Raw genomic sequence first — 22,063 nt, 5'->3', positions numbered from 1 at the left:
TCTTCTCGTTCGGAAGGACCGCTCCTGCGTGTCAGGGGCGGTCCTTCCATTTGATGGAGCACCCGATGCTCGGCAGCTGCCCGACCTCGATCTCCTCGCCGGCGAGCACCGAGTCGACGGCCGCACCCAGCTCGTCACCGGTCACCGGTACCCCGTTGCCGGGCCGCGCCGCGTCGAACCGCCCCCGGTAGACGAGTCGGTTCGCCCCGTCGTAGAGGAAGAAGTCCGGCGTGCAGGCGGCACGGTAGTCCCCAGCGGCCGACTGCTCGGTGTCCGAGACGTACGGGAACGTCCACCGCCAGGCCGTGGCGTTGACGGCCATCTGCTCGGGCGTCTCGTCGGGGTGGTCCGGGTTGGGGTTGATCCCGATCACGCCGAGCCCGCGCTGCCGCCACCGCGCCGCGAGCGCGCCGAGGTGGGGAGCGATGTGTTTCACGTACGGGCAGTGGTTGCAGACGAACGCGACCAACGTGCCGCGCGGCCCGGCGATCCCGTCGAAGGTCCAGGTGGTGCCGTCCGGCTCGGCCAGGGCGAACGCCGGGGCGGCGCTGCCGAGCGGGGCCATCGTCGAGGGTGTGGCGACCATGACCCGACGATACCGACGTGCGTGGGGCATGCTGTCGGCCATGAGTGAGTCGCACTACCTGGCCGGACTGGACCTGGCAGGCCGCCGCGTGGTCGTCGTCGGTGGGGGGACGGTGGCGCAGCGCAGGCTGCCGAGGCTGGTGTCGTCGGGGGCGCGGGTGGAGGTGATCTCCCCGTCGGTCACGCCGTCGGTCGAGGCCATGGCCACGTCCGGTGCGGTGACCTGGCACGAACGTCCCTACGCGGACGGCGACCTGGCGGACGCCTGGTACGTGCTGTGCTGCACGTCCTCCAAGCCGGTGAACGAGTCGGTGTCGGCCGAAGCCGAACGGCGGCGCGTGTTCTGTGTCCGAGCCGACGACGGCGCCGCGGGCACCGCCGTCACTCCCGCGACCGGCAACCACGACGGTCTGCTCGTGGGCGTTCTCGCCGGCGGTGCGTTCCGCCGCTCGGCCACGGTCCGCGACGGCCTCCTGTCGGCGTTGCGGGCGGGCGCGGTCCACGTGGAAGGCACGCGCCCGCAGGGTGTCGCCCTGGTCGGCGGCGGCCCTGGCGACCCGGACCTGATCACCGTCCGCGGCCGTCGCCTCCTGGGGCTCGCCGAGGTGGTGGTGGCCGACCACCTGGCTCCGGCCGCGCTGCTGGAGGAGCTGGACCCGTCGGTGACGGTGATCGACGCGGCGAAGCTCCCGTACGGCCGGGCCGCCTCCCAGGAAGCGATCAACGACCTGCTGATCACCCACGCCCGCGCAGGCCGTTTCGTGGTCCGCCTGAAGGGCGGCGACCCTTATGTCTTCGGCCGCGGTTTCGAGGAGCTGCTGGCCTGCGCCGCGGCGGATGTCCCTGTCACGGTGGTACCGGGCGTGACGTCGGCGTTCGGCGTGCCCGCGGTGGCCGGAGTGCCGGTGACCCATCGGGGAGTGGCGCACGAAGTGGTGGTGGTGTCAGGCCACGTCCCACCGGGCCACCCGACGTCGTTGGTGGACTGGCCCGCACTGGCCGCGCTGCGGGGAACGCTGGTGCTGCTGATGGCGGTGGAACGCATAGCCCCGATCACCAAGGCCCTGCTGGACGGCGGCCGGGCCGCGGACACCCCGGCAGCGGTGATCCAGGAAGGGACGACGGCGAACCAGCGGGTCGTGAGGTCCACTTTGGACAAGTTGGCGGACGAGGTTGCGGCACAAGCGATCCGCCCACCGGCGATCGTGGTGATCGGCCCGGTGACCGCGCTGGCGGACTGAGGACGGCCTCCGGCCCCCGACTCCCTGCGTAGCAACGAGGACCGACATTCCCGGGAAGTTGTCCACAGCCAACGAGGTTGTCCACAGCGGCCGGACGAACACCCGAACTTGTCGCCCCCACAAGGTAATGTGGATCCGGGGGGCCGGAGGCCAGCCACGGGCTGGCGGTCCGGTTGTCCGAGGCGTCCGATCACGGGGCTGATTGCCCGGATTGTCCGGCGCGCGAGACGGGCGTGGCTCGAAGCGTTGGAAACCAGGCGATTGCCCCTATCCCGCGCTCGACTGCATTGCCTGCGGCGCAACCCGATGGAGACTGGGCATCGGCGGCCGCGCGTCGCCAGCCGTTCCGTCCTGGGCAGTCGTGCCCGCTCGCCGGGGCCCTGCGGAGGTTGTTCGCAGCCATGCCCGCCGTCCAACTTTGGTGATGGCGCGTCGTCAAGGGGTTTCTGCGGTGAGGCGTGTCGTGCTGCCAGTGGTTCGGTCAGAAGAGCTGGGTTGTCCACAGCCTCGTTCGCCGACGTCCGTTTCTGTCGGTGGTGGCCGGTAGCGTGGTTCGAGGGGGCCGGAGGCCACGGCCCGGAAACGCGTCGGCCCCCGGCTGGAAAGCCGGGGGCCGACATCGTACGAAAAATCAGCGGTCGCGGCTGCGTTCCGAGCGGCCGCGGCGCGGGTTGAAGCGGTCGCGGTTGCGGTTGCCCTGCCCGCGGTAGCCGCCGCCGCCTGCGCTGCGTGCACGCGGCGGACGCTTCGACTGCTCCTGCTCGACGATCGGCTCGCCGCTCGGGACGCGGGCGCCCGTGATGCGGACCAGGTCGTCGTCGCCCGGGGTGACCTTCGTGCTCGTCGGGCGGACGCCTGCCTGCTCGGTCATGCGGGACACCGTGCGGCGCTCCTGGTGCGTCACCACCGTGACGACCGTGCCCGACTCGCCCGCTCGCGCGGTGCGGCCCGCGCGGTGCAGGTACGCCTTCGAGTCGGCGGGCGGGTCGACGTGCACGACGAGGCTCACGCCGTCGACGTGGATGCCGCGGGCCGCCACGTCCGTCGCGACCAGGACCGGAAGGGAGCCTTCCTTGAAGTCCCCGAGGACCCGGTTGCGGGCACCCTGGGTCTTGCCGCCGTGCAGTGCGCCTGCGCGGACGCCCATGGAGCGCAGCTTCGCGGTCAGGCGGTCCACGTGGTGCTTGGTGCGCAGGAACATGATGGTGCGGCCCTCACGGGCGGCCATCTCCGCGACCACGGCGGGCTTGTCCTCCTTGGACACCAGCAGCACATGGTGGTCCATGGTGGTCACGCTGGCCTTCGCCGACTGCACCGAGTGCGTCACCGGGTCGGTGAGGTAGCGGGAGACGAGCTGCTGGACGTCACCGTCCAACGTCGCCGAGAACAGCATCCGCTGACCCTTGGGCGTCAGGTCGAGGATCGCGCGGACCTGCGGCAGGAAGCCCATGTCGGCCATCTGGTCGGCCTCGTCGATCGCGGTGAACGCGACCTCGTCCAGGACGCAGGTGCCCTGGCGGACGTGGTCGGACAGCCTGCCGGGGGTGGCGATCAGCAGGTCGACGCCGCGACGGAGCGCGTCCGACTGCTTCGGGAACGACATGCCGCCGACAACCGTGCGGCACCACAGGCCGAGCGCCTTCGCGAGCGGCGCCAGCGAGTCGCTGACCTGCATCGCGAGCTCACGCGTCGGCACGAGGACGATCGCGCGCGGGTGCTTCGGGCGGGCCTTGCCGCCTTCGAGACGGGACAGGAGTGCGAGCCCGAACGCGAGCGTCTTGCCGGAGCCGGTCTGGGCACGGCCCAGGACGTCACGGCCGGCAAGGGCGTCGGGCAGCGTCGCGACCTGGATCGGGAACGGCTTGGTGATGCCGGCACGCTCCAGTTCCGTGGACAGTCTGGCGGGCAGTCCCAGCTCGTCGAACGTGTCGATGTCGGGGATGGTGCTGGTGGGGATCTCGTCCAGTGCCGACGTGTGCATGTCGACACGCGGACGGGGCGTGCTCACTCGGCTGCGGGGCTTGCGTGAGCGGTGGCCGGCGGATGCCGACCGGTTGTGCATGGTCGTCACAAAGGTCCTCTCGGGACTTGGCGCGTCTCGGAGAACCCTGGTGTCCAGGGGCACGGACGAGCCCGGCGCACGTTGCGCCGAAGTGCGTGGTGGTCACCGCTTGCCGAACCGGCGCATCTCCGCCGGGCTGGGGAGCGGCACAGGGTCCGCTCGCGGTGCGATCTTCATCTTACTCGACCCCGTCGTCTCACGGCGCGCGGCACGACATGCCACCTGCCAGGACGGGCCATGGGGCCTGGGCGCCCGTCTCCTGGAGGAACCGCCGGACCACCGGTTTGATTCCCCCGCGGCGGATCGGGAGCCACATCATGACGTTCGACACAGGACCTCGGCCGGGCCCGTGTGTCGTGGCGAGGACGGGGCGAGCCGCGGTGGCCGAGGGGAGACAGGGTCGACGCGCCGATCGGGTGAAAGCCGGCGAGCCGGGGGACGAACGTGGCGAGCGACATGCGAGCGAGGGACAAGGCGCGCACAAGTCGAGGTGCTGCGCGGAACGTGTGACGAAAGAGATGCGGGATTGGACAACGAAGCGGGCGTGGGCGTGTTGGGTTGCCCCGCCGGCCGACTGGGTGTCGGCCGGCGGGGGCCCTTCCCCCGGGGTGGGCTTCAGTCCAGGCCTGCCGTCTCTATCAGGTGTTCTGTCAGTGCTGCCGGGTTTGCCTTGTCTTCCGGCAGACCCTTGGACATGAACCAGTTCGCCACGTTCGCCACGTCCCTTGTCAGGAACTCCAGGCCCCTTGGGTTGGCGACGAGGTCGACGATCTGTGGCAGGTCGATCAACATGAGCCTGTCCTCGTGGACCAGGATGTTGTAGGCCGACAGGTCGCCGTGGGTCACGCCCTCGCTTGCCAGTAGGGACAGGACGTCAGTCAGTTGGTGCCACAGCGCTTCCAGCTCCTCGCCCGTGGGCCGCAGCTCCGCCAGGCGGGGAGCGGCGGTGCCGTCGTCGTCGCCCAGGTACTCCATCAGCAGCTCCGTGCCGCTGCGTTGCACCGGGTACGGGACCGGGGCGCCTATCGACCACAGCCGCGACAGCGCCGCGAACTCCGCCACCGCCCACCGTTCCGCGATCAGGTTGCGGCCGAAGGCCGTCCTGTTGGCCATTGCGCGCATCTCTCGGCTGCGGCGCATTCTGCGGCCTTCCAGATAGCCAGCGTCGCGGTGGAACATCCGGTGTTCGTTCGAGCGGTAGCGTTTCGCGGCCATGATGCAGCCACGGGAGGTGTCCGGCACCGCCCGTTGGATCAGGTAGACGTCTGCTTCCTTGCCCGTCTTCAGTACTCCCAACTCGCTGTCGGCCGCTGCCAGTTCGGTCACCACCCAGCTCGGCCTCGGGCGCGGGCCTTGTTCGGCGTCGTCCCACGTGGACCAGCGGTCGGCGCCATCGGGCAGCGGCGGGCCGGTCTGTGCGCTGTCGCGTACCGCGGCCAGCCGGATGCGTTCTTCTTCCGTCAGCCGGCCGGCGCGGGTCTGTACGGGATCGGAATCGGCGTCGTCGCGCTTCTGCCTGCGTGGGCGGGAGCGGCGTTCCTCGTAATGGGTCTCGTCGTCCAGGAAGTCTTCGAAATCGTGCATGCGCACTGGTGGGTACTCCTCAGAGAAAGGATGTGAGCGCCCCACCAAGGCGCGTTGCGACGACTCTCAGTGGGACGGGCGGACGAGGGCGTGCCACGTCCAGGCGACCTTGTTGGCCATCCGGCACCTCCCTCATGTCCGCCGGTCACCGACCGGCGTGCTTCAACGACGGCACGCAGTTTCTCAGAGCCCGCTGCCGTGTCGCAACCGATTAACTCAGCTGTGCGCCGAGCCCACGCAGAACTCGTTGCCTTCGGGGTCCTGTAAGACCGTCCACGTGAGGCCGGGCATCTCGTGTGTCGCGCCGACCGTCGCGCCGAGGGACTCCAGGCGCTTGAGCTCGCCTTCTCTGTCGTCCGTCGCGAAGTCGAGGTGTACGCGGTTCTTGCCCGCGCGCTGCTCCGCCACCTTCTGCAACCCGAGGTACGGCTGCTGCGGGTTGGCAGAGGAGGTGAGCTGCAGGAACTCACCGTCCGCGTCGAACGCGATCTGCAGGCCCAGAGCCTGCGTCCAGAATTCCGCCAGCGTGCGCGGATTCGAGCTGTCGATGGTGATGCCGCCGAGGTTGAGGTTCATGCGGCGCACGCTACGGGCGACCACCGACAAAAATGGGGCTCGTGCGGACCATTGATTGGCAGGATCACCACATCGTGGCGATCGACCAGACGAAACTACCGAGCGAGGTCGTCGTCCTGGAGATCTTCACCGTCGAACGGCTCGTCGACGCCATCCAGCGACTCGCCATTCGGGGAGCTCCGGCACTCGGAGTAGCGGGCGCGCTGGGCACGGCCATGGCGGTCCTCGGCGAGCCCGCCCACCTGGACCGCGACATCGCCGCCCTCCGGGCCGCGCGGCCGACGGCCGTGAACCTCGCCTGGGGCGTCGACCAGGCCCTGGCGGCGCTGCCGGACGGCCGGGACGCCGTGCTCACGGCCGCCCTGGAGATCCTCGAATCCGACGCCGCACGCAACCGCGCGCTGAGCGAGCGGGCCGCGGACTGGCTGACCGCCCAGGTCGACGGGCCCATCGCGATCCAGACGCACTGCAACGCGGGCGCGCTCGCGTGTGTCGAGTGGGGCACCGCGCTCGGCGTCGTCCGGTCGCTGCACCTGCGCGGCCTGCTGCGCCACGTCTACGTCGACGAGACCCGCCCGCTCCTGCAGGGGGCGCGGCTCACCGCGTGGGAGCTGGCCGACATGGGCGTCGCCCACACGCTGGTCGTCGACTCGGCGGGCGCGACCGTGCTGGCCAGGGGACTCGCGCAGGCCGTGGTGGTCGGCGCGGACCGCATCACCGCGAACGGCGACGTGGTCAACAAGATCGGCACGTACCCGCTGGCCCTGGCCGCCGCACGGGCCGGTGTGCCGTTCCTCGTGGCGGCTCCGGAGTCGACCGTCGACCCGGCGCTCGCGTCCGGCGCGGACGTCGAGATCGAGGTGCGCGACGGCCGGGAGATACTGGGTGGCCTGCCGGACACCCCGACGCTGAACCTCGCGTTCGACGTCACCCCGGCCGACCTCGTCACCGCGATCGTGACCGAGGACCGGCTCGTGCGGCCGGCGACCGGTGAGCGGCTCGCATAACCCGCCTGCGCTGGCAGGGGGTCGTTCACTACCCTTTGCCGCACGTTTCCCGTACAAGGAGAATTGCCGTGATCACCAGGATGTCGTCGCTGTTCCTGCGCACGCTGCGTGAGGATCCGGCGGACGCCGAGGTGCCCAGCCACAGGCTGCTGGTGCGCGCCGGGTACGTCCGCCGGGTGGCACCGGGCGGCTTCTCCTGGCTGCCGCTCGGCCTGAAGGTGCTGCGGAACATCGAGCGCGTCGTCCGCGAGGAGATGGACGCGATGGGCGGGCAGGAGATCCAGTTCCCCGCGCTGCTGCCCCGCGAGCCCTACGAGGCGACCGGCCGCTGGACCGAGTACGGGGACAACATCTTCCGCCTCAAGGACCGCAAGAACGCCGACTACCTGCTCGGGCCGACGCACGAGGAGCTGTTCACACTCACCGTGAAGGGTGAGTACACCTCGTACAAGGACTACCCGGTCGTGCTCTACCAGATCCAGACGAAGTACCGGGACGAGGCGCGGCCCCGTGCGGGCATCCTGCGCGGCCGCGAGTTCCTCATGAAGGACTCGTACTCGTTCGACCTGTCCGATGACGGATTGGCGGACTCGTACCAGAAGCACCGCGACGCGTACATCAAGATCTTCGACCGCCTCGGCCTGAAGTACGTGATCGTGTCGGCCACGTCCGGCGCGATGGGCGGGTCCGCGTCCGAGGAGTTCCTCGCCGAGGCGGAGACCGGTGAGGACACGTTCGTGCGCAGCACGGAGTCCGGTTACGCGGCCAACGTCGAGGCCGTGGTGACGCCCGTGCCCGCCGCGCAGCCGGTCGACGGCAAGCCGGCCGCACAGGTGCACCACACGCCCGGCACGCCGACGATCGAGACGCTGGTCACGTTCCTCAACAAGGCGGACCTCGGCCGGGAGTTCACCGCCGCGGACACGCTGAAGAACGTGCTGCTCAAGACGCGTGCGCCCGGTGCGGACAAGTGGGAGCTGCTGGCCGTCGGGCTGCCGGGTGACCGCGAGGTCGACATGAAGCGCATCGAGGCCGCGCTGGAGCCCCGCGAGGTGGCGATCCTCGAGGAGGCCGACTTCGCCGCGCACTCCTTCCTGGTGAAGGGGTACATCGGGCCGAAGGCGCTGCAGGACAACGGGGTCACCTACCTCGTCGATCCTCGCGTCGTCACCGGCACCGCGTGGGTGACGGGTGCTGACAAGGCCGACCACCACGTGGTGGACCTGGTGTGCGGACGCGACTTCACGCCGGACGGGACGATCGAGGCCGCCGAGGTCCGCGAGGGCGACGCCTCGCCGGACGGCAAGGGCACGCTGGTCGCCGCGCGCGGCATCGAGATCGGGCACATCTTCCAGCTGGGCCGCAAGTACGCCGACGCGTTCTCGCTCGACGCGCTCGGCGCGGACAGCAAGCCGATCCGGATCACCATGGGTTCCTACGGCATCGGGGTGTCGCGTCTCGTGGCGGCGATCGCCGAGCAGTCCTACGACGACCACGGGCTGATCTGGCCGCGCGGCATCGGTCCCGCCGACGTGCACGTGGTGATCGCGGGCAAGACCGACGAGATCCGCGCGGGCGGCGAGCAGGTCGCGGCCGATCTCGACGCGGCGGGTCTGACCGTGCTGCTGGACGACCGGACGGCGATGCCCGGGGTGAAGTTCGCGGACGCGGACCTGATCGGGGTGCCGACGATCGTGGTGGTCGGGCGCGGGCTCGCCAACGGGGTCGTCGAGGTCAAGGACCGGCGGTCGGGGGAGCGGACCGAGGTCGCGGTCGGTGACGTGGTGGCGCATCTGACCGAACTGGTGCGCGGCTGACGGAGTGTCGAAAGGGCCGCCGGGTGTTGTTCGCCCGGCGGCCCTTTCGCTTGACCGCCTGTGCCGGCGTTCGTCAGAAGCCTTACGCCAGTAGGACTTTCGCCACCGCTGAGGTGTCCGACAGGTCCCGAAGCGTCACATGGGCGCCCGACTCCGACAGTTCCTCCACTGTGTACCGGCCAGTGGCCACGCCAACGGTCGTCGTGCCGTGGTGGAGGCCCGCCGCGACGTCGTGGGGCGTGTCGCCGATGACGACCACCGACTCGAAATCGGTGCTGTGTTTGGACTTCGCCTGTGCGATGGCGGCCTCGACCAGGTCGTGGCGGTGTTCGGACAGTGAGCCGTAGCCGCCGATCTCGAAGTCGATGTGGTGGTGCAGGCCGAACGCTTCCAGCTTGTAGCCGGCCAGTACCGGCAGGTTGCCCGTCACCAGCGACTGCACCACATGCGAGCGCGTCGACAGTTCCGAGAGGATCTCCTGCGCGCCCGCCAGCGCACGGCCCAGGCTGGGCAGCGAAGGTCGGTCCTGCTCCGCCAGCGCCGTGAGTGCCGCGAAGAACCGTTCCACCCGTTCGTCCGAGTGCTCGAACCCGTGTGCGGTCAGGAACTCACGGGCCAGTGACCGTTCGGTCCGGCCGGGGAACGACGGCAGGTGCGTGATCGGCACCCCGGCCACCTCGGCCAGCGCGTCCGCGTACCAGCGCCTCCCGACGCCCGAGTAGTCGACGAGGGTCAGGTCGATGTCCCACAGCACGAGCGTTCTCACCCGGCCATCGTGACACGGACCACCGACAGACCCTGCAATTCAACGGCAGTTGACCCACGTTGCGGGACAGGCGTACCGTCGGCACCAAATTCAACGCACGATGAATCGAGGGGTAGAAAATGCGCAACCCGACCACGGTCGCGGTGGGGCTGGGGCTCGTGGGGGCGGTCGTCGCCACGGTGCTCGGGTTCCTGACCTTCGGCGCGCAGGCGACCGTCGCGCCCGACCACCTGCCACTGGCGGTCGCCGTACCGCGGGACGCGCCGCCCCAGCTCGGTGCGGCCGCCGAGCGGATCGCAGGTCAGGGCGGGGACGCCGTCGAATGGCAGGTCACCGATCCGGCCCGGGCGAGGGACCTCCTCGCCGACAAGGAGATCTACGGGATCCTCGAGCTGAACGCCGGTCCCGCGCTCACGATCGTCACGTCCGGGGCCGTGAACCCGCAGGGCACGCAGGTCGCCCAGCAGGTGCTCACCGGCGCCGCGCAGGGGCTCGCGGGTGCGCTCGCCCAGCAGAACGTGCAGGTGGCGCCGCCCAAGGTGGAGACGCTGCACGCCGTAAGCACCGCGGGCCGGACCGCGCCGCTGGCCGCCAGCGCGCTCCTGTGGATCGGTGGCCTGGTCGCGGCCATGGCGTTCGGGCTGCTCGTCGTCAAGCCGGGAGTACGCACCAGGGCAGGGGCACGGCTCACACTCGTCCTGTCCGTCAGCGTGCTCGCCACCGGTGCGGTCGCCGGGCTGCTGAAGCTCTGGGACTCCTCGCTGACCCTCGGCTGGGACGTACTCGGCTTCCTGCTGCTCACCGCTGTCGCGTTCGCGTCGGTCCAGGGGGCCCTGCTGCGCCTGCTCCACCTGCGTGCCGCCGCGATCCTCGGCCCGATGTACCTGCTCGCCCCGGCGGTCGCGGGGGCCGTGCCCGAGATGCTCGACCCGGCCTACCGCACGCTGCTGTGGTCGTGGACGCCGTTCCGCTTCTCCACCGAAGGCCTCCGCAGCCTCCTGCAGGGCACGCCGGACGCGCCGGACGTGCGGACCGGGATGCTCGTCCTCGCGTCGATGGCGGTCGTCGGGCTCGTGGTGATGGTCTGGCCGGGGCGGCGGCAGCAGGCGGAGGCGCCGGCACAGTCGCGGGAGCTGGTCAGCTCAGGTAGCTGAGCCGCACCTTCCGCGTGTGGTTGTCGACGTTCGTGTCGACCAGGCAGATCGACTGCCAGGTGCCGAGCGCGAGCCGGCCGCCGACGACGGGGACGGTGGTCGAGGGCGGGACCAGTGCGGGGAGCACGTGGTCCCGCCCGTGGCCTTTCGAGCCGTGCTTGTGCCGCCAGCGGTCGTCGGCTGGGAGCAGGTCGTGCAGCGCGGCCAGCAGGTCGTCGTCGCTGCCCGCGCCGGTCTCGATGACCGCGATGCCCGCGGTGGCGTGCGGCACCCACACGTTCAGCAACCCGTCCGCCGCGCCGACGGACGACAGGAACTCCTCGCAGTCCCCGGTGAGGTCGCGCACGACCTCGTGGCCGCCGGTCCGCACCTCGATCTCGGTGGTCTCCATGCCGCCATTAGCTCACGGCGATCGCCTCGATCTCGAGGAGCCACTCCGATGCGTGGACGTCGGTGACGGTGTGATCACGCGCGCATCCTCGCGGGTAGGTTCGAGCGTGTGCGAGAGGTTTTCGAGGCGCGCTTCGACGTGCCGACCGGGTACCTGAACACGGCGAGCATCGGTATCCCGTCGGCGGCGGTCGCCGACGCGGTGGCCGAGGCGATCACGGGTTGGCGCACGGGTGCCGCGCGGCCGCCGCAGTACGACCGGTACGTCACGGCAGCGCGGGTGAACTGGGCCCGGCTCACCGGCGTCGCACCGGAGCACGTGGCGAGCGGGGCGAGCGTCTCGCAGCTGGTCGGCCTCGTCGCCGCGAGCGTGCCGGACGGGACCCGCGTGGTGACCGTGGGGAGCGAGTTCACCAGCGTCACCTTCCCGTTCGCCGCGCAGGAGAAGCGGGGTGTCACCGTCACCGAGGTGCCGCACGCGCGGCTCGCCGAGGCCGCCGCCGACGCGGACCTCGTCGCCGTGAGCGTGGTGCAGTCCGCCGACGGGGTGCTCGCCGACCTCGACGCGCTGGCGGCCACCGGCACACCGGTACTCCTCGACGCCACGCAGGCCGTCGGCTGGCTGCCGCTGGACCTGGCCTGGGCCGACTACGTGGTCGGCGGCAGCTACAAGTGGCTGTTCGCGCCCCGCGGCGCGGCCTGGCTCGCCGTCCACCCGGACGCCCGGCCGGTGACACCGCACGTCGCCAACTGGTACGCCGCCGCCGACCCCTGGGACGGCGTCTACGGTTTGCCGCTGCGCCTCGCCGACACCGCCAGACGGCTCGACCTGTCCCCGGTCTGGTTCTCGCAACTGGGTGCCGCCGTCTCCACCGAGTGGCTGGCCGCGCTCGACCTCGCACAGGTCCGGGACCACTGCGTCCGGCTCGCCGACAAGGTGCTCACCGAGCTGGGGCACGAACCGGCGGGCTCGGCGATCATCTCCCTCGAACTCACCGCTGACCAGCGGGAACGCCTGGCCGCCGCGGAGGTGGTGAGCAGCGTACGGGCGGGCAGGACGCGGCTGTCGTTCCACCTGTACAACACCGAGGACGACGTCGACCGGGTGCTCGGGGCGCTGGCTACCAGACCCTGACGAGGACCGGTATGGGACCTCGCCCTGGTTAACCAACGTATGTCCGGTTACGGTGCCTCCCGTGTCGGCTCCTTACCGCCCCGGGCAACCGCAGTGGCCCGCAAACGGCCCGCAGAGGGCACCGGATCGCCCACCCCCGATCCAGTTCCGCCAGGACGAACCACCCCGGCCGAAGGGGAACCCCGCCATGCAGTGGGGGTTGCGGATCCTGGGCCTCGTCGGGGTCGCGGTCATCTCCGGTGTGGTCTGGTACTACGTCATCGACGACGGCAAACAGGAGAACACCGCGGGTGACCAGGGCGGCACCGAGCAGAAGGCCGAGGGCAGGTACGCCTTCACGCCGCACCCGGACATGACCTCGCCCGCCACCGACGAGAACTGCGCGGAGCACGCGTACGGCCGCATCCGTGAGCACCTGCAGTCCACCCCGTGCGACCACCTGTCCCAGCAGCTGTTCGTCACGGAGGTCGACGGGCGCACCGTCTACGCGTCGGTCTCGGTGGTCACCATGCCCGACGACGAGAAGGCCGCGGAACTGCGCGCGCTCACGGACGAGGACGGCTCCGGCAACGTCAACGACGTCGTGCGGGACCGCGGCGTCACGATCGAGGGCATGGACCGGCTGAGCGCGGGCGGCGGCTACGCGGCCAAGCAGAACGGCAACGAGGTCGTCATCGTCGAGGCCGACCTGGACCCCAAGGACCAGAGCGAGACCGAAGGGGACCAGAAGAAGGACGAGAAGAACATCCTCGACCCCGTCTGCGAGGACGCGCTGCTGCTCGCGCAGCAGGTCGACACGAAGTCGGGCTGAGCCTCAGCCGGGCGTGCCCGGCAGCGGCGGCGTCGCGGGCGTCTGACCCGCGGCGCGCCGCCACCGCGTGGCCCGCACGGCCGCGTCCGTGAGACCGCCCAGCGCGGCCGCGCGCAGCGTCTTGTCGTCCGTGCGCTCCAGCACCGCGCGCCACGCGACCGTCACGTCCGTCTCCACCACGACCAGCACGGCGAGCGCGGACGGCTCGTCGGCCACCTCCTGCGGCAGCACGTACGCGGCCTCCGCGGAACGCGGGCTCTGCCCGGCACCGCTCAGCAGCAGCTCGGTCGCGTCCCGGCGCGCCCGGTGCGCGTTCGAGCCCTCCTGCAGCGCGTTGCCGTAGTCGGCGGGCAGGAACGCGCTCACCAGCCCGTACACCCACAGGGCCGCGTGCTCGGCACCCAGTGCGTCCTGCGTGGCCTGTGCGGCGTCGTCCGGCAGCGAAGAAGGGCCCTGCGACGGCGGTGGCGTGGGAGAGGTCATGTGAGCACCACCCGGAGGCTCGCGCAGCCCGCGGCGACCGACCCGAGCAGCCCGGCCCGGTAGCGCGGCACGGAGGCGACCAGGTCGGCGGCCTGCTTCTCCGCCGTCGTGAGGGCGTCGACGAGCGCGGCGACCCCGTCCGCGGGGACGTCCGGCGTGGCGGGCGGCCGCGTCGAGGAGGACGACACGGGCGGTCGTTCGCGGTCCACCTCGGCCTGCAGCGCGGTCGCGTGCTCGGTCCGCGCCGTGGCGATCTCCGTCGCGGCGGTGGCGAGCGCGGGCTGCGCGGTCGCGATGGCGGTGGCCAGTGCGGCGTCGGCACGGGCCTTCGCGGCGAGCTCGGCGAGCGGATCGGGAGGTGGCGGGGCGGACGGCTCCTCCGTGCACGCCGCCACCACCGGTACCAGGGCGGCCACTGTGCCGACCTGTAGGCCAAGACGCAGTGCCGCTCGACGGGTGACCATCACAGGCGGTCATACTGCCAGGCCGCTCCGCCACCCGGTCGGACGCACCATGCCTGCTCGGGGCCAGGGCGTCAGGGCAGACGAGATACGCTTGGCAACCACGCAAGGTGAACGTCCACAACAGCAGGGAGCGGCACGTGCCAGGTCAGCGACAACGCGCAGGCGGCGCCGGCGAGGAGCTGGAGCCAATCGTCGCGGACGCCGTGGCACAGGCCGGTTTCGAACTCGAGGAGCTGGTCGTCCAGCAGGCCGGCCGCAAGCAGATCGTGAAGGTCGTCGTCGACGGTGATGACGGAATCGGCCTCGACGAGGTAGCCGTGGTGTCGAGAGCGGTGTCGGAGGCGCTGGACTCGCGCGACGACGTCCTTGCCGCCGCCTACACGCTCGAGGTCACCTCGCCCGGCCTGGACCGGCCGCTGACCAAGCCGAGGCACTGGCGCCGCGCGCGGCTGCGGAAGGTCTCGGTCACGCAGGCCGGTGGCGACGCGGCAGCCAAGTTCCTCGCCCGCGTCGGCGACGCGGGCGACGACGACGTCGAGCTGCTGGTCGAGGGGCAGTTGCGCCGCGTGGCCTACACAGACATCGAACACGCCGTCATCGAGGTGGAGTTCAAAGAGCCACCCGCGGCGGAGATCGCCCAACTGACACACGAAGAGGAGGGGTCGAGGTGAATGTCGACATCGCGGCACTGCGTGCCATCGAACGTGACAAGGACATCCCCTTCGACACGGTGATCGAGGCGATCGAGACGGCGCTGCTCACCGCGTACAAGCACACCGAGGGCCACCAGGCGCACGCGCGCATCGACATCGACCGGCGCACCGGCGTGGTCCGCGTGCTCGCGTCCGAGTTCGGCCAGGACGGCGAGCTGCTCAACGAGTGGGACGACACGCCGGAGGGCTTCGGCCGGATCGCCGCCACGACCGCGCGCCAGGTCATCCTGCAGCGCCTGCGGGACGCCGAGAACGAGAAGACCTTCGGCGAGTTCTCCGCCAAGGAGGGCGAGATCGTCGCCGGTGTGGTGCAGCGCGACGCGCGCGCCAACTCCCGCGGCATGGTCGTGGTCCAGGTCGGCGACACCGAGGGCGTCCTGCCCTCGGTCGAGCAGGTGCCCGGCGAGCGCTACGAGCACGGCACGCGCATCAAGTGCTACGTGCTCGGGGTGAGCCGGGGAACACGGGGACCCCAGATCACGTTGTCCCGATCGCACCCGAACCTGGTGCGGCGGCTGTTCGCGCTCGAGGTCCCGGAGATCGCCGACGGCACCGTCGAGATCCCGGCGGTCGCGCGCGAGGCCGGCCACCGCTCCAAGATCGCGGTCCGGTCCACGGTCCCCGGCGTCAACGCCAAGGGCGCGTGCATCGGCCCGATGGGGGCGCGGGTGCGCAACGTGATGAGCGAGCTGCTCGGGGAGAAGATCGACATCATCGACCACTCGGACGATCCGGCCACCTTCGTCGGCAACGCGTTGTCGCCTGCGAAGGTGATCTCCGTCCGCGTGGTCGACGAACGGGCGAAGACCGCTCGAGTCGTCGTGCCGGACTTCCAGCTGTCGCTGGCGATCGGCAAGGAGGGCCAGAACGCCCGCCTCGCCGCCCGCCTGACCGGCTGGCGAATCGACATCCGGAGCGACGCCGCTCCCGCCGACCCGGAAGAGGCTTCCGGCGACGTGGGGCAGGTCGCACCGGCGTCGGGTTCGGCTGACTGACACGGACGGGATAGACTCATCAGTGGTTCGACGATCTGGACCGGCGCCCTCGCACGCGTCAGCACCGGCCTCTGGCCCGGTGCGCACTTGTGTCGGCTGCCGGACCAGGGCGTTGTCCGGTGAGTTGCTCCGGGTCGTGATTTCGGATGGGGAACTCGCTCTCGATCTGCGAAGATCACTTCCGGGTCGCGGGGCGTGGGTGCATCCCGATCTCGGTTGCCTGAGCAAGGCCGAGCGGCGGCGCGCGTTCGCGAGAGCGTTACGCGTACCGGAGCCGCCCGACACCGGAGGCCTCCGAGCCCAGCTGGAGGCACTGGTTCACCGCACGACCGGCACGGGATCTTCCCGGACCGGGCTGGACGAACGAAAGCAGGTCGACCCGTCATGAGTCAGCCGTGAAGCTGAAGCCATGAACGTCAGGCAATAGACGAGGTCGCGCGGGTCAAGTGCCGCCGGCCTCACTCGGACGAGGAGAGCAGTGGCAGGCAAGGCCCGAGTGCACGAGCTCGCTAAGGAGCTCGGTGTAACCAGCAAGGACGTCCTCTCGAAGCTCAAGGAGCTCGGAGAGTTCGTGAAGAGCGCGTCGTCGACCGTCGAGGCCCCGGTGGCCCGGCGGCTGCGAGACGCATACCCCAAGGCAGGCGGCGCCAAGTCCGACGGCGCGCGCAGGTCCCAACCCCAAGCAGCCCCGGCGCAGCCGAAGCCCGCGGCGAGTCCCAGTGAGCCGGAGGTCACCGAAGCGGTGGCGCAGACCGTTCCGAAGCCGGCGATGAAGCCAGGCCCGAGGCCGCCGGCCCCGCAGCCGGCCGCCGCGAAGGTGGAGACGACCGAGGCACCGAGGCAGCCGGCGGCGGGCCCAGGCCCGCGGCCCGGCCCGGCCCGGCCGTCGACGCCCGCCCCCGCTGAGGCGCCGGCCCCAGCTCCGGCACCGGCCCAGCAGCAGCCGCCGGTTCAGCAGCAGCAGCCGCAGGCCCAGCAGCCCGCGGCCGCCCGGGACAACAACCAGGGTGGCCAGGTCGTGCCGCCCAAGCGGCAGTCGCCCAAGCCTGGCCCGCGTGCGCCGCGCGTTGGCAACAACCCGTTCGGCGTCGGCGCTGGCGCGCCGCCCGCTCGTCCCACTCCCGGCCCCCGGCCGACTGGTCAGGGCGCGCCCGGCGGCGATCGTGCGGCTCGTCCCGGTGGCGACCGTCCGGCGCCCGGCCCGCGTGGCGGCGGCGCACCCGCGGGTGGCGGCAACCGGCCATCGCCCGGCTCGATGCCGCCCCGGCCCAACCCGGGCATGATGCCCCCTCGGCCTGCTCGTCCGGCCGGTGGCGGCCGCGGTGGTCCCGGTGGCGGCGCACGTGGCGGCCCTGGTGGCGGCGCGCGTGGCGGTCCCGGTGGCGGTGGCGGCGGTGGCGCACGTGGCGGTCCCGGTGGCGGTGGCGGCGGTTTCCGCGGCGGTCCCGGTGGTGGCGGCGGCGGCGGTGGCGGTGGCTACCGTCCCGGTGGCGGCGGCGGTGCCCCGGCCGGTGGTGGCGGTGGCTTCCGCGGTGGCGGCGGTGGCCGTCCCGGCTCCGGTGGCGGTCGCGGTGGCGCCGCGGGTGCGTTCGGCAGGCCCGGTGGGCCGTCCCGGCGTGGCCGCAAGTCGAAGCGGCAGAAGCGCCAGGAGTACATGGAGAACATGCAGGCGCCCAGCGTCGGCGGTGTTCGCCTCCCCAAGGGCAACGGCGAGTCGATCCGTCTCCCGCGTGGTGCCTCGCTGACCGACTTCGCCGAGAAGATCAACGCCAACCCGGCCTCGCTGGTGCAGGTGCTGTTCCACCTCGGTGAGATGGTCACCGCGACGCAGTCGGTCTCCGACGACGTGCTCGAGCTGCTCGGCACCGAGATGAACTACAAGGTGCAGGTCGTCTCCCCGGAGGAGGAGGACCGCGAGCTGCTCGACTCCTTCGACATCTCCTACGGCGAGAACGCCGGTGGCGAGGAGGAGCTGCAGGCGCGGCCGCCGGTCGTGACCGTCATGGGTCACGTCGACCACGGTAAGACGCGACTTCTGGACACCATCCGGAAGACGACCGTGCACGAGGGCGAGGCCGGTGGCATCACCCAGCACATCGGTGCCTACCAGGTCGCGGTCGACGTCGACGGCAACGAGCGGCTGATCACCTTCATCGACACCCCGGGTCACGAGGCGTTCACCGCCATGCGTGCTCGTGGTGCGAACTCGACGGACATCGCGATCATCGTGGTCGCCGCCGACGACGGCGTCATGCCGCAGACGGTGGAGGCCATCAACCACGCGCAGGCCGCTGACCTGCCGATCGTGGTCGCGGTCAACAAGATCGACAAGGAAGGTGCCAACCCGCAGAAGGTGCGCCAGCAGCTCACCGAGTACGGGCTGGTCGCCGAGGAGTACGGCGGCGAGACGATGTTCGTCGACATCTCCGCGCGGCAGAACATCAACATCGGCGGGCTGCTCGAGGCGGTCGTGCTCACCGCGGACGCGGCGCTCGACCTGCGGGCCAACCCGGAGATGGAGGCGCAGGGCGTCGCCATCGAGGCGCACCTGGACCGCGGTCGCGGCCCGGTCGCCACGGTGCTGGTCCAGCGCGGCACGCTGCGCGTCGGCGACTCGATCGTGGCGGGCGACGCCTACGGTCGCGTGCGCCGGATGGTCGACGAGTTCAACGAGGACATCACCGAGGCGACCCCGTCGCGGCCCGTCCAGGTCATCGGCTTCACGTCGGTGCCCGGCGCGGGTGACACCTTCCTGGTGGTCGACGAGGACCGCACGGCACGGCAGATCGCCGAGCGCCGAGCGGCCCGCATGCGCAACGCGGCCAACGCCTCGCGGCGCAAGCGGATCAGCCTCGAGGACCTGGACTCGGCGCTCAAGGAGACCAGCCAGCTCAACCTGATCATCAAGGGCGACAACTCGGGTACCGTCGAGGCACTCGAGGACGCGCTCACCCAGCTCGACGTGGGTGAAGAGGTCGAGCTGCGGGTGATCGACCGCGGTGTCGGTGGCATCACCAAGGCCAACGTGGACCTGGCGATCGCGTCCGAGGCGATCATCCTCGGGTTCAACGTCCGCGCCGAGGGCAAGGTCACCGAGCAGGCCAACCGCGAGGGCATCGACGTCCGGTACTACTCGGTCATCTACCAGGCGATCGACGAGATCGAGCAGGCCCTGAAGGGCATGCTCAAGCCGGTCTACGAAGAGGTCGAGCTCGGCCGCGCCGAGGTGCGCGACGTGTTCAAGTCCTCGAAGGTCGGCACGATCGCGGGTTGCATGGTGCTCTCCGGCGAGATCCGGCGCAACGCCAAGGCCCGGCTGCTCCGCGACGGTGTCGTGGTCCAGGAGGGCCTGCCGATCAGCTCGCTGCGCCGCTTCAAGGACGACGCCGTCGAGGTCCGCGAGGGCTTCGAGTGTGGTCTGACGCTCGGCAACTACGGCGATCTCAAGGTCGAGGACATCATCGAGACCTACGAGCTGCGCGAGAAGCCGCGCGACTGAGTCGACGTTCCCGGCGCCGCCCTCCGAGGCGGCGCCGGGACCTACTCGTTTCAAGGATTTCCGTTGTATGTGGGGGCTCTCGAGCTGGATGTGCTGCTTGGCGACATCCGCTCGTTGAAGGAGAAGCGTTCGGCCGTGCGGCCGGTCATCGCCGAACTGCGCAAGCGGTTCGAGGTGACCGTCGCCGAGGCCGGGCACCTGGACAAGCACCGGCGATCACTGATCGGTGTCGCCGTGGTCGCCGCCGACGCGTCGCACGTGGACGACGTGCTGGACGAGTGTGAGCGGCTGGTCGCGGGACGGCCGGAGCTGGACCTTCTGTCGGCGCGTCGCCGGTGGCTGGGTCCCGAGGACTGATCCGTGCTCCGTCGAAGCACAGTAGAAGGAGACCGTCGTGGCTGACGCACCACGCGCCCGCAAGCTCGCGAAGCGGATCGCGCAGATCGTCGCGTCCGCGCTGGAGCACGAGGTGAAGGACCCGCGGCTCGCCCGCGTGACGATCACGGACACCAAGGTGACCGCGGACCTGCACGACGCGACGGTGTACTACACCGTGCTCGGCGACAGGCTGGACGTGACGCCGGACATGCAGGGGGCGGCCGCCGCGCTGGAGTCCGCGAAGGGTGTGCTGCGGTCGATGGTCGGCGCGGGCACCGGCGTCCGGTTCACCCCCACGCTCACGTTCGTCGCCGACCCCATCCCGGAGGACTCGAAGAACATCGAGGACCTGCTGGCCAGGGCGGCCGCCGCGGACGCGGAGGTGGCCCGGCTCGCCAACGGCGCGAAGCCCGCCGGTGACCCGGACCCGTACCGGGCACCCCGTGAGGACGACGAGGAAGAGGATTGATCTTGTCGGCGGTAAGATCGCCGGCATGCCGTACCACCACGGGGATCTGCGGCGCGCGATCCTGAGCGCCGCGGTCGACGCGATCACGGCCGTCGGGTCGGCCAACCTGAGCCTGCGCGACGTCGCCCGCAGGGCCGGAGTCTCGCACGCGGCGCCGGTCCACCACTTCGGTGACAAGGCCGGCGTGCTGACCGCGTTGGCCGAGGAGGGTTTCGACCTGCTGGCCGAGGCGCTGACCGCGGCCGGGGACGACTTCGCGGAAGTGGGCGTCGCGTACGTCCGGTTCGCGGTCGCGCACCCGGCGCACTTCGAGGTGATGTTCCGCCCCGACACCCACCACCGCGACGACCCGGCACTGGCCGCGGCACGCGCGCGGGCGGGGGCGGTGCTCGCGCGTGGCGCGGCGCGGAAACCGGGTGACTACAACGAGGTCGCGGCGTGGTCGCTGATGCACGGCTTCGCGACGCTGTGGCAGGCCGGCGCGCTGCCCGCGCGCCTGGGCGACGACCTGACCGCCGCGGCGCGTGGCGTGGCGCGGACGCTGTTCCAGGATTGAGGCTTGCATCCGGTACCCGGGTACGGGCTTACCGTGGAGTCATGGAGCTGGAATGGGTGCCGTCGGCGTGCACGCTGCCGACGGCGGACCGGCCGCTGCGGGTGGCCGAGTTCGACGCGTTGTTCGCGACCGCGACCAGTGCGGAGCGGGTCGCGCCGGGGGAGCTGCGGTTCGCGCTTCCCCCTGAGGTGGCGGGTACCGCGGCGGCGCTGGCCGCGCGGGAGACCGGATGCTGTTCGTTCTTCACGTTCACCCTGACCCTGACGGCGGGGGAGCTGACGCTCGGGGTGTCGGTGGGGGAGCAGCACGTCGAGGTGCTCGACGCGCTGGCCGCGCGGGCCGTGTCGGGAGTGGCGCCGTGACCGGGTTGCGGAGCGGGGAGGTCGCGCGTGCGGCCGGGGTGAACCCGGAGACGCTGCGCTACTACGAGCGGCGCGGGCTGCTGGCCGAGCCGGAGCGGACGCTCGGCGGGCACCGCGTGTACCGGCCGGAGGCGGTGACCGTCCTGCGCGTGATCAAGGCCGCGCAGCGGCTGGGGTTCACGCTGGACGAGGTGGCGGAACTGCTCGAGCTCCACACCGGACTGGCGGACCGTGCCACGGCGAAGCTCGCCGAGGTGGAGGCGCGGATCGCGGACCTGTCGATCGTCCGCGACTCGTTGCGTGCCGCGCTCGACGCCGGGTGCGACGACCTGGTCGAGTGCGCGGACCGGCCCGAGTGCCCGGTGCCGTTCAGTTCCGGAGGGACTCGAGCGCGTCCGTGAGCGCGGTCTCCAGGTAGGTCATGTCGCCGGTCGCCTGGAGCAGGTTCGCGCCGCCGGTGACGGCGGTCAGAATCGTTGTGGCAGCACGGTTTTCGTCCAACCCGGCCGGGGTGGCGCCGTTGGCCTTCAGTGCGTCGATGCCGGTCACCAGGTGCCGGTGCCACTGCTCGTACAGCTCCGTGATGATCTCCCGGGCGCCCGGGGTGGCCAGTTGCGACACCAGCGCGGAGAGCGGGCAGCCCGCGCGCTGGCCGTCGTAGATCTCGATGACCCGGTCCCGCCACGCCAGCCACTTCTCCCACGTGGTCAGGTCGGCGAGGTGCGGCTGCTGGTCGCCGAGCACGCGGGCGGCCTCGTGCCGCGCCACCGCCAGCAACAGGTCTGCCTTGCCGTCCGGGAAGTAGTGGAACAGCTGGCTCTTGCTCGTCGACGTGGCGCCGCGGATGTCGTCGAGGCCGACGGACAGGCCGCGGCCGCGGATCAGCTCCGCCGCGCCCAGCACGATCCGCTCGCGGGTCGCCGCGCCCTTCGCCGTCAGCACGATCACACTCTAACTCTTGGACTGATCGGTCCAGACGAACGTAGGATTGGACCGGTCAGTCCAAGAAGGGATCG

General features: G+C 71.2%; 24 protein-coding genes. 15 read left to right on the top strand and 9 right to left on the bottom strand.

Features of this window, described 5'->3' with window-relative positions; genetic code table 11:
* Nucleotides 1-31: 31 nt before the first annotated feature.
* Nucleotides 32-586, bottom strand: coding sequence for a thioredoxin family protein (locus tag FHR82_RS32990; protein WP_184814503.1), 555 nt, complete (start codon nt 584-586; stop codon nt 32-34).
* A gap of 40 nt (nt 587-626) precedes the next feature.
* Here FHR82_RS32990 and cobA point away from each other — a divergent pair, with 40 nt between their 5' ends.
* On the top strand, nt 627-1,826 hold the full coding sequence (cobA, locus tag FHR82_RS32985; RefSeq protein WP_184814502.1) for a uroporphyrinogen-III C-methyltransferase: 1,200 nt from the start codon (nt 627-629) through the stop codon (nt 1,824-1,826).
* Nucleotides 1,827-2,457: 631 nt separating this feature from the next.
* Here the strand turns inward: cobA and FHR82_RS32980 are convergent.
* From FHR82_RS32980 to FHR82_RS32970, 3 genes are all read right to left on the bottom strand, one after another.
* Complete coding sequence (locus tag FHR82_RS32980; protein ID WP_225944111.1) at nt 2,458-3,807, bottom strand: DEAD/DEAH box helicase; 1,350 nt, start codon at nt 3,805-3,807, stop codon at nt 2,458-2,460.
* Nucleotides 3,808-4,503: 696 nt separating this feature from the next.
* Complete coding sequence (locus FHR82_RS32975; RefSeq protein WP_376706462.1) at nt 4,504-5,478, bottom strand: serine protein kinase RIO; 975 nt, start codon at nt 5,476-5,478, stop codon at nt 4,504-4,506.
* 210 nt (nt 5,479-5,688) lie between these two features.
* Nucleotides 5,689-6,048, bottom strand: a complete 360-nt coding sequence (locus tag FHR82_RS32970; RefSeq protein ID WP_184814501.1) for a VOC family protein — start codon at nt 6,046-6,048, stop codon at nt 5,689-5,691.
* A 32-nt stretch (nt 6,049-6,080) separates the two neighbouring features.
* On the opposite strand from FHR82_RS32970, the gene mtnA reads away from it, so the two are divergent.
* Nucleotides 6,081-7,055, top strand: a complete 975-nt coding sequence (gene mtnA / locus FHR82_RS32965) for an S-methyl-5-thioribose-1-phosphate isomerase (RefSeq protein WP_184814500.1) — start codon at nt 6,081-6,083, stop codon at nt 7,053-7,055.
* Between the two features lie 68 nt (nt 7,056-7,123).
* A complete protein-coding gene (locus tag FHR82_RS32960; protein WP_184814499.1) occupies nt 7,124-8,872 on the top strand; it encodes a proline--tRNA ligase in 1,749 nt (582 codons plus the stop codon).
* A gap of 82 nt (nt 8,873-8,954) precedes the next feature.
* Here the strand turns inward: FHR82_RS32960 and FHR82_RS32955 are convergent, their stop codons facing one another.
* Nucleotides 8,955-9,638 (bottom strand): HAD family hydrolase, encoded by a 684-nt coding sequence (locus tag FHR82_RS32955; RefSeq protein ID WP_311771382.1) that lies wholly within the window; start codon nt 9,636-9,638, stop codon nt 8,955-8,957.
* A 119-nt stretch (nt 9,639-9,757) separates the two neighbouring features.
* Between FHR82_RS32955 and FHR82_RS32950 the strand changes: the two genes are divergently transcribed.
* The gene (locus FHR82_RS32950; protein WP_184814498.1) at nt 9,758-10,792 is read left to right on the top strand and encodes a YhgE/Pip domain-containing protein; all 1,035 of its coding nucleotides are present in this window, start codon (nt 9,758-9,760) and stop codon (nt 10,790-10,792) included.
* On the opposite strand, the gene FHR82_RS32945 is transcribed toward FHR82_RS32950, so the two are convergent.
* A complete protein-coding gene (locus FHR82_RS32945; RefSeq protein ID WP_184814497.1) occupies nt 10,776-11,183 on the bottom strand; it encodes a secondary thiamine-phosphate synthase enzyme YjbQ in 408 nt (135 codons plus the stop codon). The genes FHR82_RS32950 and FHR82_RS32945 overlap by 17 nt on opposite strands.
* A gap of 108 nt (nt 11,184-11,291) precedes the next feature.
* Here FHR82_RS32945 and FHR82_RS32940 point away from each other — a divergent pair, with 108 nt between their 5' ends.
* Together FHR82_RS32940 and FHR82_RS32935 are read left to right on the top strand one after the other, a co-directional pair.
* Nucleotides 11,292-12,317, top strand: coding sequence for an aminotransferase class V-fold PLP-dependent enzyme (locus tag FHR82_RS32940; protein ID WP_184814496.1), 1,026 nt, complete (start codon nt 11,292-11,294; stop codon nt 12,315-12,317).
* 187 nt (nt 12,318-12,504) lie between these two features.
* Nucleotides 12,505-13,128: a hypothetical protein gene (locus FHR82_RS32935; RefSeq protein WP_184814495.1), complete on the top strand. Its 624-nt coding sequence runs from the start codon at nt 12,505-12,507 to the stop codon at nt 13,126-13,128.
* Nucleotides 13,129-13,131: 3 nt separating this feature from the next.
* Here FHR82_RS32935 and FHR82_RS32930 read toward each other — a convergent pair whose 3' ends face one another.
* Together FHR82_RS32930 and FHR82_RS32925 are read right to left on the bottom strand one after the other, a co-directional pair.
* Nucleotides 13,132-13,611 carry a ferritin-like domain-containing protein gene (locus FHR82_RS32930; protein WP_184814494.1) on the bottom strand — a complete coding sequence of 160 codons (480 nt, stop codon included), beginning with the start codon at nt 13,609-13,611 and terminating at the stop codon, nt 13,132-13,134.
* Nucleotides 13,608-14,075, bottom strand: a complete 468-nt coding sequence (locus FHR82_RS32925) for a hypothetical protein (RefSeq protein ID WP_184814493.1) — start codon at nt 14,073-14,075, stop codon at nt 13,608-13,610. Before FHR82_RS32925 ends, FHR82_RS32930 begins: the two co-directional genes overlap by 4 nt.
* A gap of 137 nt (nt 14,076-14,212) precedes the next feature.
* Here FHR82_RS32925 and rimP point away from each other — a divergent pair, with 137 nt between their 5' ends.
* The 9 genes from rimP to FHR82_RS32880 all read left to right on the top strand — a co-directional run bounded on the left by rimP (nt 14,213) and on the right by FHR82_RS32880 (nt 21,448).
* Complete coding sequence (rimP, locus tag FHR82_RS32920; RefSeq protein WP_311771381.1) at nt 14,213-14,746, top strand: ribosome maturation factor RimP; 534 nt, start codon at nt 14,213-14,215, stop codon at nt 14,744-14,746.
* Nucleotides 14,743-15,783: a transcription termination factor NusA gene (gene nusA, locus FHR82_RS32915; protein ID WP_184814492.1), complete on the top strand. Its 1,041-nt coding sequence runs from the start codon at nt 14,743-14,745 to the stop codon at nt 15,781-15,783. The genes rimP and nusA overlap by 4 nt, the downstream gene beginning before the upstream one ends.
* Before the next feature lie 22 nt (nt 15,784-15,805).
* Nucleotides 15,806-16,171, top strand: a complete 366-nt coding sequence (locus FHR82_RS32910) for a YlxR family protein (RefSeq protein WP_311771380.1) — start codon at nt 15,806-15,808, stop codon at nt 16,169-16,171.
* 90 nt (nt 16,172-16,261) lie between these two features.
* Nucleotides 16,262-19,282 carry a translation initiation factor IF-2 gene (infB, locus tag FHR82_RS32905; RefSeq protein ID WP_184814490.1) on the top strand — a complete coding sequence of 1,007 codons (3,021 nt, stop codon included), beginning with the start codon at nt 16,262-16,264 and terminating at the stop codon, nt 19,280-19,282.
* 63 nt (nt 19,283-19,345) lie between these two features.
* On the top strand, nt 19,346-19,639 hold the full coding sequence (locus tag FHR82_RS32900; protein WP_184814489.1) for a DUF503 domain-containing protein: 294 nt from the start codon (nt 19,346-19,348) through the stop codon (nt 19,637-19,639).
* Nucleotides 19,640-19,676: 37 nt separating this feature from the next.
* Nucleotides 19,677-20,129: a 30S ribosome-binding factor RbfA gene (rbfA, locus tag FHR82_RS32895; protein ID WP_184814488.1), complete on the top strand. Its 453-nt coding sequence runs from the start codon at nt 19,677-19,679 to the stop codon at nt 20,127-20,129.
* Nucleotides 20,130-20,154: 25 nt separating this feature from the next.
* Complete coding sequence (locus FHR82_RS32890; protein WP_184814487.1) at nt 20,155-20,685, top strand: TetR/AcrR family transcriptional regulator; 531 nt, start codon at nt 20,155-20,157, stop codon at nt 20,683-20,685.
* A gap of 41 nt (nt 20,686-20,726) precedes the next feature.
* Nucleotides 20,727-21,047, top strand: coding sequence for a hypothetical protein (locus tag FHR82_RS32885; RefSeq protein WP_184814486.1), 321 nt, complete (start codon nt 20,727-20,729; stop codon nt 21,045-21,047).
* Complete coding sequence (locus FHR82_RS32880) at nt 21,044-21,448, top strand: MerR family transcriptional regulator (RefSeq protein ID WP_184814485.1); 405 nt, start codon at nt 21,044-21,046, stop codon at nt 21,446-21,448. Before FHR82_RS32885 ends, FHR82_RS32880 begins: the two co-directional genes overlap by 4 nt.
* Here FHR82_RS32880 and FHR82_RS32875 read toward each other — a convergent pair.
* Nucleotides 21,417-21,989 carry a TetR/AcrR family transcriptional regulator gene (locus FHR82_RS32875; RefSeq protein ID WP_311771379.1) on the bottom strand — a complete coding sequence of 191 codons (573 nt, stop codon included), beginning with the start codon at nt 21,987-21,989 and terminating at the stop codon, nt 21,417-21,419. The two genes, FHR82_RS32880 and FHR82_RS32875, sit on opposite strands and share 32 nt — an antisense overlap.
* Between the last annotated feature and the right edge of the window lie 74 nt (nt 21,990-22,063).

This window comes from Actinophytocola algeriensis (assembly GCF_014203735.1).
GTDB lineage: Bacteria > Actinomycetota > Actinomycetes > Mycobacteriales > Pseudonocardiaceae > Actinophytocola > Actinophytocola algeriensis.
The sequence above is the reverse complement of the archived record's forward strand: the minus strand, read 5'-3'. Positions and strand labels throughout refer to the sequence as shown.